This is a genomic window from Noviherbaspirillum phoenicis, assembly GCF_047237965.1.
Lineage (GTDB): Bacteria > Pseudomonadota > Gammaproteobacteria > Burkholderiales > Burkholderiaceae_D > Noviherbaspirillum_A.
In genome coordinates this window covers 252145-266830 of record NZ_JBDFLX010000002.1, presented here as the reverse complement: position 1 = coordinate 266830, position 14686 = coordinate 252145, and the positions used below count along the sequence as shown (strand labels likewise).

Below are 14686 nucleotides of genomic sequence, written 5' to 3'. Positions count from 1 at the left end.
CTTTGGGAGACATAGCCATTTTAAGTCTGCGGAACTTCTTCGTCTTCATTCGCGCGCCTAGGCGCAACCTGGTGCTGTATCCGCAGCTTCTGGTAAAGGTCGATGGCGTTAGCCAGTACACCCTCGACTTCAGCGCCCGGGCCAGGCGCTTCATCGGCTAGCTACCCTATTACAACAAGCGCTGGGAAATGGCCAGCGACAAGCTGCTTTTCAAGGCATGGGCAAGCTATCGGTCGTGCAAGCTGGTGCGGCATACCGGAAGAAGTGCGGGCCGGCACCACCTATACGGTGGACGCCATGCTCGCCGACGATCGGTCGATCCGCGTGCTTGAAATGAATTCCAATCCTTTTCTGCATCCGCTGCTTTACCGCTGCATGATTCCGGCCTATCTTTCCAAACCGCTGACTACGGACGAGGCGCAGGCGCATGAAACGAATCTTCACTAGATGGATGCTGGTCACGGGACTGATCGCAAGCCAGGCGCACGCGGTGGTCACGGATCAACTGATTGACCTCGCCAAGCCGAATGGAACCCGCCTGCGCTATCTGCTGACGGTCGACGCCGCACTGGCGCCGCGGCCGGACACCGGCGTCATTCTGTTCGCGGGCGGGCAAGGCAATGTGAGGCTGGCAGAAGGCATTCCGCAGCCGGGCGCCAACTTCCTGGTGCGCACCAGGCACTTGTTTGCGCAGGAAAAGCTGGCTGTGGCGGTGTATGACCCGAGCCCCGATATCGGCTCACTGTCCGATCAGGCACGCATGTCCGGGCCGCATGCGGACGAAGTGGCGCAAGTACTGGCGCACCTGAAGCGGGAGACCGGCGTCAACCATGTTTATCTGGTTGGCACCAGCCGGGGCACGATTTCCGCGGCACATCTCGCGCTGGCGCTGCCGGCCCAGGTAGATGGCGTGGTGCTGACCTCCACCCTGTTCCAGGCATCCCGGGCAGGCCCTGGATTGTCAGGCTTTGACTTTTCCACGATACGCCAGCCCCTGCTGTTCGTGCATCACGTGGCGGATGGATGCAAGACAACGCCGCCGCACACGGCCCGCAGCCTGTCCGGCAGCTATCCCGTGGTCTGGGTTGGCGGCGAGCAGGATTCCGGCGGCGACGCTTGCGGTCCGTTCAGCGCCCATGGCTACCTGGGTCATGAGCCAGCCGCCGTGCATGCGATTGCAGAGTGGATCCTGCAGCGCAAATTGCCGTCGGCCGGCCCCGTGGCCGCGAGATGAATGTGAGGGCGCCTTTGCCCTGGCAATCACACCGTTTTGCAGGCTGACGAAAACATCAGTGCGGTCGCATTACAGGAAGGCATCGTGGCGCGGAACCTGGGCAAGCAACTGCCTGAGTCGTTCCAGCGCCTGCCCATGCAATTGCGATACGCGTCCCTTGGTGATGCCGAGGTCTTGTCCAATTTCCTTGAAGCTCCATCCCTGCAGGTAGTGCAGCCTGAGCACCGATTCCTCACGAGCGGTCAGGTGCTTGAGCAGGCCATGAAGACGCATGGCGCATTTGCCTGCGTTCGAGTTCCACTCCGACCTGGTCCGGCCCTTCCGCTTCTGCCGATACCAGGGTTTCCATGTCTTCCGGGGCCACTGCGAATTCCTGCCATCGCCCGGTGATGGTCTCCAGCCCGTCCCTGATGGACCCCAGCATGCGAGGCAGCGCATAGGTTGTGAATTGCGCACCACGATTGAGTTGAAAGTGATCGAAGGCTTCCATCAAGCCCACGCAAGCCCACTGGATATAGTCTTCAACGCTGGCCTCGCAGCGCAGATGCCTGCCGTGCAGGTGGGCAGCGACCTTTCTTGCGTACGGCAGGTAGCGCAGTATCAGTGCAAGCCGCAATTCGGCCGAGCGGGAATGGATATAGCATTGCCAAAGCAGGATGTCGGCTAGCTCCGGCACGCCTGCGGAGACTGTCGCCATGGTCTGTTCCTCCGGTGCAGGTGGATGGATTCGAACAAGCTGATGGCCAGTCTGGCGCTGCGCTGCCGCTGTCAATGCGGCAACCGTGAATGCGGGGAAATATGTCCACGCAGCACGACGCGAATTGCACGAGGGGAAAAAAATTGTGGGCGGTGTTCAGGAGGGGATGTTGCGAGCCAGAATTCTGCATTAAGCAGCGAGCCGCACGCCGACAGTGGCAGGCGGAAGGCAAGCGTCAGCTATTGACGCGGGCGAGTCCCTGCTCCAGTCGAGGAATGGAAATCACACGAGCGAGATAGGAGCAGAGACAAAAAAAATGCCAGGGGAATTCGCATCCCCTGGCATGGTTACTTCGCTACTTTGTTACATCAACAAGCGCGTTTAACGCACCACCATGTGTGTGAACGGCGCGACATACGCCTGCAGCGTTACCAGGAAGCCGACCAGGATGGCTAGCGCGATCGAGTGGAAGAACACATAGCGCAGGATGTCGCCTTCATGGCCATACCACTTGGTGGCGGTGGAGGCCACCACGATGGATTGTGCGTCGATCATCTTGCCCATCACGCCGCCCGAGCTGTTGGCCGCTGCCATCAGTACCGGCGGCAGGCCCAGCTGCTCGGCGGTGGTGCGCTGCAGGCTGCCGAACAGCACGTTGGCGGCGGTATCGGAACCGGTCAGCGCCACACCCAGCCAGCCTAGCAGCGTGCCGAACATCGGATAGAACATGCCGGTATGGGCAAACGCCAGGCCCAGGGTGGCATCCAGGCCGGAATACTTGGTCAGGTAGCCGACGCCGAACATTGCACAGATGGTCAGCAGAGAATAACGGACCAGTTTGATGGTTTCCCAATATTCCTTCAGCAGACGGGTAAAGGAGTAGCCCATCATCAGGCCCGCCGTCAGCGCCGACACCAGGATGCCGGTACCGGCCATCGACAGCACATTGAAGTTGAACACCGCAGCTTCCGGCGAAGGCTTGCTGACCACCGGCGGCATCTTGACGACCATCTGGTCCAGGCCGGGAATGGCGAATTTCCATGCCCACAGGCCGTCCATGATCTTCTTGAATGCCGGCGTGCCCCAGATAAACACGAACACCGACAGGATGACCCAGGGCGCCCAGGCGCGAACCATGCTGATGCTTGCCGCGCCGGCGTTGGCTTCCACGGCGGCGGCAGAGGCGCCATTGGCGGCGATGTCGTCCATCGAGGTGTCATGGCGATTGACGATGGCGGTGGAGGTCCAGATTTTCTTGGGTTTCCAGACCTTCAGGAACAGCGTCAGGCTGCCCATCGACACGATGGATGCGATCACGTCCACCAGCCACGGGCCGTGGAAGTTCGACACGATGAACTGCGGGACCGCGAAGGAAACGCCGGCAACCAGGATGGCTGGCCAGATCTCGCGCATGCCGCGGAAGCCGGCGAAGGCCCAGATCAGCCAGAACGGTACCAGCACTGAGAAGAACGGCAACTGGCGGCCGATCATTGCAGACAATTGCAGCAGGTCCAGGCCGGTCACGGCCGACAGCGCCAGGACCGGCGCGCCGAGCGCGCCGTAGGCCACGGGCGCGGTGTTGGCGATCAGTGCCAGGCCGGACGCAGCCAGCGGCGAGAAGCCCAGGCCGATCAGGATGGCGCCGGTCACTGCCACCGGCGTGCCGAAGCCGGCAGCGCCCTCGAAGAAGGCGCCGAAGCAGAAGGCAACCAGCAGCAGCTGCAGGCGGCGGTCTTCGGTCACCCCGCTGATGCTGTTCTGCAGTGCCTTGAAGTAACCGTTCAGGGTCGTCAGACGATGGAGAAAGATGATGTTCAGTACGATCCAGCCAATCGGAAACAGGCCGGCGGCAACGCCATAGCCAGCAGCCTTGCCCGCCATCGCAACCGGCATGCCGAACACGAATCCGGCAATGCCGATGCCAACGAGCAGCGCCAGGCCGGCGGCAAGGTGGGCTTTCATATGGAAAAATGCCAGCGCCGCCAGCAGTACCGCAACCGGAATCCCGGCTGCAACGGTGGACAGGGCAAAACTGCCCAGGGGGTCATACACTTGCTGCCACATCATTTTCTCCTCTTATTGAATCATTCTGTCTCTTGCCCCGGTAAGGTGGCAGTCCCGACGGCACGTCTCGTCCTGGCACTCAAAACTTCCGGCACCGGATTGTAATACTTTGTTTTTCAAAAAAAATTATCGACGAGCAATATTTAGATGAAAATAATTACTGCATGGCGAAACATAGTTTCACTAATCGCCGCGCAGTTTAAGGGATAATCTGCCGCGCCGAGGGCATGCTTCTGAAAGGTCCTTATAAATACGCAACATGGCAAGGGGCCGCCGAATCTTGGCAGACAGGAAATGGAGTTTCCTTTTTGCACTGCAGGACTGAACGAGGCAATTCCAAGCCTGCCGCGCTTCCGGATTCTGTAGCGGAAGGCATGGCGAAGCATGCCAGCTCCTGCAGCATCCCAATCGCATCAGGTCAAGGCGCGGTGCCTTCTTTAACCCTCTTTCCATCTGACAACTGCCTGGCCTGGAAGCCCCTGCGACGCAAGACGGCGAAGCATGGCGTGCGGAAAGCCGGTAAGCCCGATGGCGCCAGCTGGTCCGGAGAAATGCCTTTTCCAAAAGGCAATGCTGGCTTGGACCGTCGCCACGCATGTCGCAGCCGGCCGCCGTCTGCCGCACAGTCTCCTAGACGCACCTCAAACCGCATGCATTCATCTTGACGTTTTGGCACGCCGGATCTATCTAAGCATTCTCCCAACGATAAAGGAGGATTTCGCCATGCTTTACAGATCAGTGTTTCCCGGCGACCTGTTTGCCGAAATGGACCGTATCCAGCGTGAAATGCAGCAAACATTCGGCATGGAGCCAAGTATCCGTGGCGTCGGCCGTGGCGGCTTTCCGGCCCTGAATGTGGGCAGCACGCCGCAATCGGTGGAGCTGTATGCCTTTCTTCCCGGCCTGGATCCGAACGCGATCGAAGTCAACCTGGAGCGCGGTGTGCTGACCGTGGCCGGCGAACGGCCGGATATGACTGCCACGGGAGGTGCAGGCGGCAACGCCAGCGGTGGCGCAGGCAACGGCGGCAGATCGACCGTCCATATCAACGAGCGCTTTGCCGGCCGTTTTCGCAAGGTGGTCAGCCTGCCTGAAGATGCCGACCCGGATGGCGTGTCGGCGCAATACCGCGATGGCGTGCTGCATATCAGCGTCAAGCGCAGGCAGCAGGTGCAGCCGCGCCGCATCAGTGTGCAATGAGGACAAGGAAAGGAGGACATCATGGCTGAAGACAACACCCGCAACGCCGGCGCCACCCAGCAACCGGCACAGCAGAATCAGGGCGGCCAGCAGGCCGTGCAGACGGGCGGAAGGCCGAAGGAAGCACAGGAACGGGCGGCGCTGCCGCCGGTTGACGTGGTGGAAGATGCCAACGGCATCACCCTGTATGCCGATCTGCCCGGCGTACCCAGGGAAAACCTGAGCCTGCACCTCGAGACCGACAGCCTGACCATCGAAGGCACCGTGGCGCTCGACGTGCCGCAGGACATGCAGTCGAGCCACGCCGATGTGACGATGCCGCGCTACCGGCGGGTTTTCACGCTGTCCAAGGAACTCGATGCCGAGCAGGCGTCGGCCGAACTGAAGAATGGCGTGCTGACCCTGCGCATACCCAAGGCGCAGCACGCGCAGCCGCGTCGCATCGAAGTCAAGGTGGCATGACCGACTGCTGCGCGGCCTGACAAGCGCCGCGCAGCAGCCTGCACTCCAGGAGCCTGCGCGGCAAAAGGCGGCGCAGGCTCTTGGGAAAGGCAATCAGCGCGGGGCGCGCAGGTGGCGATTGTGACGCTTCTTGCCGCCTTCGCCCTGGCCCTGCCCCTGGCCCTTCGGACCGCGCGGCACATGCGGCCGCGGCTCGGCATTGATGGAGCCGGGATTGTGCAGCCAGGCATTGAGCTGCTCGCGCACCCGGGGAATGCCGCCGGCAATCCGGATGTAGCGGTTTCTCAGTAGCCGGCGCAGCAGTTCGTCCACCGGCTGCGATACATCCTCGCGCAGGCCGATGATGCGCTGGCATTGGCGGAATACGTCGGCGCTGCGCACCGCGTCGGGCGCCACCACGGTCAGGCGCAATTGCGGGTACAGCAGTTGCAGGTCATCCAGTTCACGGGTATTGGCGCCCACCAGGCCGATGGTCGGCTTGAAGTCGCTGTTGGCCGAAGGAGGCAGCTTGGGGTCGAATAGCGGCTGCACCTCGGCCGGATGGCTGCTTTCGTCATCCAGCAGGTCGGGCGCGGCGCGTTCGGGTGTATCGATTGGCGCACTGAACGCTTGAGGCTGACGCTCTGGCTGGGGCTGGCGTTCCGGGCGCGGCTGCCGTTCCGGACGGCCGCCGTAGCCGGCATTGCCATTGCCCTGGCCGGATGCCAGTTGCGACAGGGCTTTCTGCATGATGCCGGCAAGCTGCTGCTCGCCTGCCTTGCCGCCCATGACCTTTACCAATGCCAGCGCCATTTCCTCGCATACCATCGCAACGAAAGGCCGGGCGGCCTCGATGAAGCCAGCCGATGCCTGCGTGGACGCCCAGGCACCCTGCGTACGCGGCTCCTGGACACGCTCCCTTTGGCGATCGCGGTTGCCGGCCGCGGCATTCTGCTCGGGCCGGCGCGGCGCCTGCTCCTGCTGCGGGAACGCCCGGCCCGCGTCGCGTTGCTGCGGCTGCGCGGGCGCCTGTGGCTCGGGCAGCGACTCGGTTTGCACGGCTGCCGGAGCAGGGCTGTCTGGAATGACCGGCTGCGGCTGCGCCGGCGCCGACTCGTCCGGTTTCGCCGGAGCGCTCGGCTGCGCTGCCGGTGTGGCCGCGGCCGGTTCCTGCGGCTGGGCCTGGATTTCCTGCTGCGCGCCGGCGAGCGGCGCCGGCTGCGGCGCCTTGTCCCGGCCAGACCTGCGGGATGGCTGCGAAGGCGCTGGTTCCGGCGCCGGCGCCGGCGCTGTCATGGCGGTGTCTGCGGTGTCGGCATCCGCCGTGGCGCCTGCCTGCTCGCGCTTGAACAGGTCATCCTGGCGGACCTTGTTCATGTTCTGAAAAATCGTGCTGAGCCTGTCCCGGATGCCCTGAAAACCCTGCGCGATGGAAATCAGCTTGCGATGACGGTCTTCCGGCAGCGTCTCCTGCGCCATGAATACATCCTTGGCGCGGATCTCTTCCAGGCGCGGCGACGACAGCAGCACGGCGCCCTTTTGTTCAAAGAGATGATTGGCAACGCTGGCCCATTCCTCTTCCGTCCATTTAATGACCTTGGGAGCGGCGGATTTTTCAGTTTTATCAGGCATGGCTTAATTTAACGGTTTGTTTAAACACGGGTGACTCTGCAGCAGCCCACTCTCGTGGTGGATTGAGCGCGTATTGCCGCATTCAATGAATAGCTGGCGAGACGACGTTGCGCAGTCGGGCCTGGAGATGCCGGGCATGTCGATCGACTTCACTGATGCAGCCAGACTGGCACGCCGGCCTGCTCCTGGCCTTCGTCAGCCACCGCTGACGATCCGCTCCACAATGGCTTGCCTGGCAGCGCCAGTCCGGGCGCTCGCCCGGTGCATGGCAGGGAATGGATGGACCCGGCTCAGGAAGCATGCCATTAAAGCAAAGTCGCAGCGGATGCGGGAGTGTACCGGAAGCGGCGGTACTCTGCTGCACCGATTTATTGGAAGGCTGGTTCCATCAAGCCTGAGCCAGGCGTTTGCATTAAGTTTAATGAGCGATGCGGGACAAACATGCCACGAACAGGATCGGGCCGCCCGCTTTTTAAGGCTTCCACTGCGCTCCACATAGCATGCTTAACCGGCAACGAGCGTCTCAGGCGGATTCTGACATCAAACAAAAGTGCTGTTATAGTTCGCCGGTTGCACGAAATTGGGCTGTTTGTCAAGAGAGCAATGTTACTGCTCTACATCAAATTTCAAAGCAAATATTTGCTTCCCACCCTAAATGTTTCCATAAGGAAACCGATAACAGGACAGGCGGACAACGCCGAAATTTACAGGACGCGGCTGGAGCCGGCCCTCCCCCTTTTCAGAAAGAACCTCCATGGATGCTACGCAGACTGCAGCGCAACAGGTATTAACCCTCTGGTACGAGGATCAGGCGCTGCGCGTCGTTGTCGACCGGGAAGTACGTTTCGCTGTCGAGGACATCCGGCGCATCGCGCGCGCCCACGAGCACCGCGATACGGAATCAGTCCGCGACCCGCGTTGGCCGAAAGTCACTACCGACGATAACGGCGAGAGGATAGAAACGCTGGGTTGGTCGCAGGCACTGAACCTGATCGACCTGGGCGACCTGGCCTCGCGCGACATCCAGTTGTTCGGAGAATGGTTTCTGACAGGCGTCATCGAGCAGCTGTGCGAGGAAATCAGCCTTACCGGCACCGAGCGCATCGACACCTCCAGCGTCCAGGAGAGCAGCTTCTTCCGCAAGGCCGTCGCCGCCCTGGACGCTCCGCAGGCGCGGCTGACCCAGCAGCTGCACTGAGCGCTGCAAGCCGGCCAGACCGGCGCCATCCATTGCCTGGAAGCGGCTCAAGCCTCTTTCGGCTTGCCCTGCACGTCGCTCAGGCGGTACTTCTGGCGACGGTCGCCCATCAGATCGCGCAGTTCGCGGATCGGCAGGTTCGACACCTCGTGCATGCGGATCAGGATGGAAGCGCCAACCGGCAGACGGCGGTGCCTGATCTTGCTGATGACGGGCGGGGCAACCTCCAGCGCACGGGCCAGCGCCGCATCGTTTTTCAGGACCAGCCGATCCAGTAAAGCGTCCAGAAGCTTGTCCGGGTTGTATTCCAGCTGAGAAGTGAGCGGATGCTGTTCGTCCATGGCGTTGTCCAAAATAAGTTGCAATAGGTTAATAATATACCAATAAGAAATAAACAACTTGGTGCAGAGCAAACTTTAGAGTGATTAATTTGCAATTTCTGCCTGCTTGGACATTTGTCCGGCTCCTTGAGATTCCCTTGCTCCTTCCTGCCCAGTCATCAACATTTCATATAACGGGTATTGAAACACGGAATTTTATTTGCCCGGGTGGAGAGGATATAGTTGCACCTGTCTCCTCCACCCTCCCAAAGGATGGATTTACCCGCTCCCTGTGAGCGGGTTTTTTTTGCCCGTCTGGCTTGCCTTGCGCGTGACAGCGCCGTCCGTACGCATTGCATGGACAGTCTGGCGGCGCTTGGGTTCGACCAGCGTGGAAATCCCTTATGGGTGCGGTCAGAGCCGGCGCAGTGGCTGGCGGCACGGTTTACGGTTGGCAAGCGGCTGCTTGCCGCGCTTCCTGACGGTGCGACAGGCTCCTAGATGCCCTCTGCCGGGTCAATTCAGCACGGCATCTTGTAGGCGCGGACCGTCCATGCGCGGCCGTCGTCGCCGCGCGCGTCCTGATCGTCCAGCAGCTGGTAACGGCGCTCCAGCAGTTGCCACAGCGCTGCATGTTCCCAGCCGGACATCGCCACGATCAGCACCGAGCAGGGATGCAGGTTGTCGCGGGCGCATTTTTCCAGGATGGCCTGCGGATCATCGAAGCACTGCAGGGATTCGTTGAAGATCACGCAGTCGAAGCGGCTGCCCACCGTCTCGCAGTCGTAATTGCGCCGGCTGACCCTGACGCCGGGAAAGCTGGCGGTGGCGCGGCGCACGGCGTCGTCGGCAACATCGACGCCGGTGTAGGAGCCGCTCTCCAGGCCGGCGTGCTCGGTCAGATAGCGGTACAGCATGCCGCCGCCGCAGCCGATGTCGAGCAGGGCGCCATCGCCCACATGCCGTTGATAAAGTTCGCAGATCGTCAGATAAGGCGCGGGCTGTTCCGCGCTGTCCAGATCATCCCATAGGCCGGCTCGGTAGTGCGCACGCCATGACTGCTGCGCTGCCGGGCAGCCATGCAGGTGGCTGCCATTGCCGGTCGACTCACTCTGCGGGCCGGACTGGCCCGCGGTCGGGGTCGTACTCATAGAGGTGCTGAAGCTCCGGTTGTTTGCCTTGCCGATGGACCGTCGGCGGTGCTGCTTAGTTCGATGGTTGTGGCGAAATGCAGCCCGGTTGCGCTGAAGGCCGGCGCAGCGCAGCCGGCGGCTGGAATCGCCGTCCGGCTGGCATGTTTCGTGCGATCCCGCTACGTCGTGCCCGTCCCGTCACGGGCCTGCTTTTTTCGCGCCAGGAGTCTGCATGCAAGCCAACCGATTCAGCCCACTGAAACCCCTTCGCGCCGGCGGCGCATTGCTGCGCGGCGCTCTCCTGCTGCTGGTCTTCCGGCCCGGCCTATCCGGCCAATGCAGCGCGCAGACGCCGGCCTGCCTGGCATTTCTGGCGGCCCGGCAGCCCAGGTCCGGCCGTCAGGCAGCCGCGCCATACGAAGGTGCGTGAATGCACCAGCGTGGCGTGCAGCGCACCTGCAACTTGCCTTTCCGTCCTTTCATTCCTGTTGCGTCAGCGGATTGCATGGCATGCATCTCGCTAAGGTGGACGTGAAGCAATAAGACATCCATCAACAGGAGCCAACCGCAATGACTGCCAGGATTTCCCTCGCCGCCTTATTTTCGATGACCGCAGCCTGCAGCGCCTTCGCCGCCGATGCGCCTGCCGACCCACCCGCCGCGCCTTATACGGTCACGGGCCATATCGACCTGGTGTCACGCTACTACCTGCGCGGCGCCACCACGACGTACGGCAACGCATTGCCCACCCTGGGCAACAAGGTGGCCGACGCGCCCGAGTCCGACCGCCCGGCGCTGCAGGGCGGCCTGGACTTCGTGCATGAAAGCGGGTTTTACGCCGGTTACTTTGCCTCCAGCATCAACTACTCGTACAAGCAGCTGGGCCGCTCTTACGACGACCGCAACATCGTCAGCGGCTTCCAGAACGACAAGTCGGTCGAGAACGATTTCTACGCCGGCTACAACGGCAAGGCCGGCGACCTGGGCTATACCGCCGGGCTGACCGGCTATTACTACATCAACGGCAAGCACGCCAACGCCTTCGAAACCAAGCTGGGCCTGGCCTACGGCGACTTTGCGCTGTCGGCGCAGACCCTGCTCAACGATGTCGTGTGGGGCAACAAGGGCGACACCTACGTCACCCTGAACTACACCCATGCGCTGCCGTACAGGATCACCTTCCTGGGCAGCCTGGGCGGCTACGTCTACAAGAAGGAAGGCAAATTCCTTGGCACCACCGACACCCTCACCAACACGAGTTGCGGCGGCGGCAGCGCCTTCAACGTCAATGGCTGCTACGCCGGCAACACGCCGATCTCCAGCGGCTTCCGGCACCTGATACTGGGCTTCACCCAGCCCATCCTGGACACGCCGCTGACCTGGGGCCTGCAGGCCATCATCGCCGGCAAGACGCGCTTCGGCATCAAGCAGGACAACAAGGTGGTGGCCAGCATCAGCTACGGCTTCTGACCCCCGGGCGGGCTAGGCGGCGGGCGGCGGGTGCTAGAATCAGCCCCCGACCGCTTGACTGGGGAGTCCACGCCCGATGCGTCGCCGTCATCGTCACCTTGTGCGTAACATCGTCGCCTGCAGCCTGCTGCAGGCTTTCGCGTGCCTGGCCCATGCCAATGTGCCCGATGGTTTTCGCGGCATGAAATGGGGCGATCCGGTGACGCGCCTGCCCAACGCGATCGCTGTCAGCAATCCGCCCGGCTGTTATGGCAACCGCAGGGAAGAGTTGCGCCTGGGCGAGGCCCAGCTGTTCGGCGTGCTGTATTGCTTCGAAAGCGACAGGCTGGTGCGGGTGGAACTGCGCTCGGCAACGGGCGAGGACAACCTCAAGGCTTTCGAGGAGGCGGTGACCACGGTGTTCGGTGCGCCATTGCCGCCTGAACCGGGCGTAAGCCGCAATGTGCGCCAGTTCACCCCACGGGATGCAGCGGTCGGCGTCACCCTGATCCGGGAAGTGCTCGGGGTGCACAAGTATCTGCTGGTGCTGGAAAGCCGGCGTACGCGGGACAGCGCGGGCGAAGAGCAAGGCGAGGCGAAGAAGGATTTTGGCTTCTGACCGGAAGCGCTGCCCCGGCTGACAGCAGCCTCTCGGCTAGAGAATGGCCTTCTGCATGTTGTTCCTGATCTTTTTATTCCTGGTCACGATGCGCACCTTCAGCGCGGGGATGATGGCACGGGCGGCCATGATGGCCGCCGACAGGGCGGCAACCGAAGAGCCTTCGTGTCCCGGTGTTTCCGACAGGACCTCGAGCGTGACGAGCATGCACTGGTGTTGCCTGGCCTCGTGAAACAGGGTCGTGTATTCGTCTGCGATGCGCGCTCCGTCCGGCAAGCCGTTCTTCAGCGGGCAAGGCTGGGCAAGGTAGTAGAGATGCGTTCGGGCCTGGCTGCCCAGCAGCTTGCGCGGCACGACCCGGGACGCCGCAGCGGCGCCAGCCCTTGCCGCTCCGGCCTGCTGCGCATGGCGCCGCGCCACAGCCCTATTCAGCGGATCGGCGGAATCGCGGCTGATCATCATCAGGCCAGGCAGTTGCCGGTCGGCCTCGGTCAGGCAGTCGATGACTTCCACCGCTGGCCGCTCTGCCGGCTGCGTCGACAACAGCACTTTGAGCGCAGTGATGATGGTTTCCCGCAGCCGGGACGAAGTCACCCGGATGTGGATGGCTGGCTGCCGGCCTTCCCGGTAGCAGCGCCGGATCGGCGCCAGCATGGCTTCCACGCATTGATCCGCCGTGCGCGGATCATAATCGAACAGGTCGGTCAGGCAGATTGGCCTGTTCTGCGCAATGGCTAACTGGACAGCCGCGTCATACACCTCGCCCAGCCTGCGGATTGCCGCCGCATCCAGATGCCCATGCATGGACGCCTGCTCTGCTCGCGCCAGGAGCACGGTCTGGCCCTGATACGGCACCTTGCTGAAGCGCCCTTCCCCGGCATGCTGTTTCCCGTCCAGTTCCGCCAGCCATCGACGGCATGCCGGCGACAGTGAAAACAGCCTGCCCTCATGGGCAATGAGGATGACCGCTTCCCTGTCGATATCGGCCATGTCCAGTTCGCTCTGATAGTCGCAGGGAATGTGCTGCGGCGACTGTGCTGGCCGGATCGGCGTGGTCGCCGCCGTGCGGACTGGCGGCCTGGCTGGGGCGGATGGGGCGACAAGGGGCGCGCGGCGGACCATCCTCCTTGCGGCGGGCATCAGGGCTTGCGACGCGGCATGAACAGCGCCGGCCGAGCGTCCGGCGCTGCAGGCCCAGAGAGACTGGAACAGGCCGGCTGGCAGCACCGGCAAGGGTGCGGAGCGCGGCGGAGGAACAGGCCCCGTCGCGGTCGGCTGGGATGACGCCGGCACAAGGGCCATGCGGCGTTCGGGTAGCGTCTGCGACGCCATCGGCGGCGGTGCCGGGGGCAGCCTGTCGCAGAGATCGATCAATAGATCGATTGCCGCCCGGCATGCTGCCCTGCGCTCTCCTTCCGTCACAGCGGGGTCGGCAGAGCCTGCCTGGCCGGACGCCTGCCGTGCTGCTTTCCACCGATCGATAAATGTTAGCACCAGAGGCAAACCGGTTTCATTCATTGGGCGGTTTTCGGCGACAGCGTAAATAAATTCCATGAATGCATTCAGTAGTGCATCCGCAAAATGCGATGCAGACTCGTCCAATAACTCTTTAACAGAGTCATTCTCCAAACATTTTTCCCGAGACAATAAAGAGAAAGGCGGGAGTATTTCCTTCCTGGCTGACACGCTATCAAAGCCCTGGTGACATTCCTTGAATTTCAGGCGATCTTCGGAAGAAATAGACAAAAGTTTATTTTGGAAAACCTGCATTTCCTTTTGTGCGGCAACACATTCGGAAAAAATCGCCTGAATTTTTTCAGGGGCCATTCTGTCCATTTTCCGAACGTGCGACAAAGCCTTTTCCTGAGCAAGTGTTCGCACCCTTGTCTGGCCAGATGCTGCAGGCGCGCCTGCGGCGGCCAATGCCGTGCAGATGAGTTGCCTCACCAGTGCACGCTGGGCTTTCGCGTTCCACCAATTGTCCAATCGTTCGAAAAACGACTCATTGCCATTTCTCAGAAAGAAGACATAAACCGTTTCCTGTTTTCCATCGACCGTTCGTATCGATGACCGGGCTCTCAAGGAATAAGCTTTTTCTTTATCGGACATTTTATCCAGGAGCGTACTGATATCGTTCAGGGAAAAGGAAGTGGCTTCCTTTCGTGCCGCTTCCGGATAAACAGACATGTTTCCTCCGATCGATTATCAGCTTAGGCAGTAAAGCAGTTTCCAATTGAACATCACATAATGCGTTACTTATTTAATCTCTTTTAGTTAACACATTGATTAACCCACCTGTGATATTGGGTTCTATCCGTGCAAAATTATTCAATAAAACGCGAACGCATGTGTAAATAGCGCACCATGCCGATGCGCCATTGCCGGCACTGGCTTCACAAAAGTGCGTCAAACAATTTTTCGGACTTTCACCGCACCAAGACGAGGCACACCATGCGCGTCCGCCGCGCTGGCAGGCTGGCACCGTTATTGCAAAGCCTGTTGCAGAGAGTCGCGTCAGCCTGACCTCAGGCAAGCACGCCTCAAGATCGCTAGGGTTCCGGCCGCATCCGCGGTGTCTGGTCCGAGAGCCATCGGCCCCGCCGCACGCTGTCACTGCGCGGGGTTCCACGGAGGGACAAAAGCCCGGGAGAACTGCGTTGCCTACGCGCTCTCTCGCCTTTGCAAACCCGACCTGGAGC

General features: G+C 61.6%; 15 protein-coding genes and 1 riboswitch. Of the genes, 8 read left to right on the top strand and 7 right to left on the bottom strand.

The genetic code is table 11. The features are described from left to right. The first annotated feature begins 264 nt into the window (after positions 1-264). Positions 265-447 carry a hypothetical protein gene (locus ABC383_RS20785; protein WP_413016805.1) on the top strand — a complete coding sequence of 61 codons (183 nt, stop codon included), beginning with the start codon at positions 265-267 and terminating at the stop codon, positions 445-447. Beyond that, complete coding sequence (locus ABC383_RS20780) at positions 428-1234, top strand: hypothetical protein (RefSeq protein WP_413016803.1); 807 nt, start codon at positions 428-430, stop codon at positions 1232-1234. The genes ABC383_RS20785 and ABC383_RS20780 overlap by 20 nt, the downstream gene beginning before the upstream one ends. Before the next feature lie 69 nt (positions 1235-1303). On the opposite strand, the gene ABC383_RS20775 is transcribed toward ABC383_RS20780, so the two are convergent. From ABC383_RS20775 to ABC383_RS20765, 3 genes are all read right to left on the bottom strand, one after another. After that, positions 1304-1507, bottom strand: a complete 204-nt coding sequence (locus ABC383_RS20775) for a sigma-70 family RNA polymerase sigma factor (RefSeq protein WP_413016801.1) — start codon at positions 1505-1507, stop codon at positions 1304-1306. Then, the gene (locus tag ABC383_RS20770) at positions 1467-1931 is read right to left on the bottom strand and encodes a sigma-70 family RNA polymerase sigma factor (protein ID WP_413016799.1); all 465 of its coding nucleotides are present in this window, start codon (positions 1929-1931) and stop codon (positions 1467-1469) included. Before ABC383_RS20770 ends, ABC383_RS20775 begins: the two co-directional genes overlap by 41 nt. Before the next feature lie 381 nt (positions 1932-2312). After that, the gene (locus ABC383_RS20765) at positions 2313-3995 is read right to left on the bottom strand and encodes an L-lactate permease (protein WP_413017382.1); all 1683 of its coding nucleotides are present in this window, start codon (positions 3993-3995) and stop codon (positions 2313-2315) included. A gap of 723 nt (positions 3996-4718) precedes the next feature. On the opposite strand from ABC383_RS20765, the gene ABC383_RS20760 reads away from it, so the two are divergent. Both ABC383_RS20760 and ABC383_RS20755 read left to right on the top strand, forming a co-directional pair. Continuing rightward, positions 4719-5195, top strand: a complete 477-nt coding sequence (locus ABC383_RS20760; protein ID WP_413016797.1) for an Hsp20/alpha crystallin family protein — start codon at positions 4719-4721, stop codon at positions 5193-5195. 21 nt (positions 5196-5216) lie between these two features. Continuing rightward, positions 5217-5657, top strand: a complete 441-nt coding sequence (locus tag ABC383_RS20755) for an Hsp20/alpha crystallin family protein (RefSeq protein ID WP_413016795.1) — start codon at positions 5217-5219, stop codon at positions 5655-5657. Positions 5658-5750: 93 nt separating this feature from the next. Here ABC383_RS20755 and ABC383_RS20750 read toward each other — a convergent pair whose 3' ends face one another. Beyond that, positions 5751-7268 (bottom strand): hypothetical protein, encoded by a 1518-nt coding sequence (locus tag ABC383_RS20750; protein ID WP_413016793.1) that lies wholly within the window; start codon positions 7266-7268, stop codon positions 5751-5753. A 754-nt stretch (positions 7269-8022) separates the two neighbouring features. Here ABC383_RS20750 and ABC383_RS20745 point away from each other — a divergent pair. After that, the gene (locus ABC383_RS20745) at positions 8023-8466 is read left to right on the top strand and encodes a hypothetical protein (RefSeq protein ID WP_413016792.1); all 444 of its coding nucleotides are present in this window, start codon (positions 8023-8025) and stop codon (positions 8464-8466) included. A gap of 47 nt (positions 8467-8513) precedes the next feature. On the opposite strand, the gene ABC383_RS20740 is transcribed toward ABC383_RS20745, so the two are convergent. Then, positions 8514-8807 carry a hypothetical protein gene (locus ABC383_RS20740; RefSeq protein WP_194715686.1) on the bottom strand — a complete coding sequence of 98 codons (294 nt, stop codon included), beginning with the start codon at positions 8805-8807 and terminating at the stop codon, positions 8514-8516. Positions 8808-9307: 500 nt separating this feature from the next. Then, entirely contained in the window at positions 9308-9937 is a 630-nt protein-coding gene (locus ABC383_RS20735; protein ID WP_413016790.1) for a class I SAM-dependent methyltransferase, read from the bottom strand. Between the two features lie 214 nt (positions 9938-10151). Here ABC383_RS20735 and ABC383_RS20730 point away from each other — a divergent pair, with 214 nt between their 5' ends. The 3 genes from ABC383_RS20730 to ABC383_RS20720 all read left to right on the top strand — a co-directional run bounded on the left by ABC383_RS20730 (position 10152) and on the right by ABC383_RS20720 (position 11987). Then, positions 10152-10349 (top strand): hypothetical protein, encoded by a 198-nt coding sequence (locus ABC383_RS20730; RefSeq protein ID WP_413016788.1) that lies wholly within the window; start codon positions 10152-10154, stop codon positions 10347-10349. A 140-nt stretch (positions 10350-10489) separates the two neighbouring features. Next, positions 10490-11389, top strand: coding sequence for a TorF family putative porin (locus ABC383_RS20725; protein WP_413016786.1), 900 nt, complete (start codon positions 10490-10492; stop codon positions 11387-11389). A 76-nt stretch (positions 11390-11465) separates the two neighbouring features. Beyond that, the gene (locus ABC383_RS20720) at positions 11466-11987 is read left to right on the top strand and encodes a hypothetical protein (protein ID WP_413016784.1); all 522 of its coding nucleotides are present in this window, start codon (positions 11466-11468) and stop codon (positions 11985-11987) included. A gap of 36 nt (positions 11988-12023) precedes the next feature. Here the strand turns inward: ABC383_RS20720 and ABC383_RS20715 are convergent, their stop codons facing one another. Continuing rightward, positions 12024-14174, bottom strand: a complete 2151-nt coding sequence (locus tag ABC383_RS20715) for a hypothetical protein (protein ID WP_413016782.1) — start codon at positions 14172-14174, stop codon at positions 12024-12026. A 351-nt stretch (positions 14175-14525) separates the two neighbouring features. Then, positions 14526-14639: riboswitch (guanidine-I (ykkC/yxkD leader) on the top strand. The last annotated feature ends 47 nt before the right edge of the window (positions 14640-14686 follow it).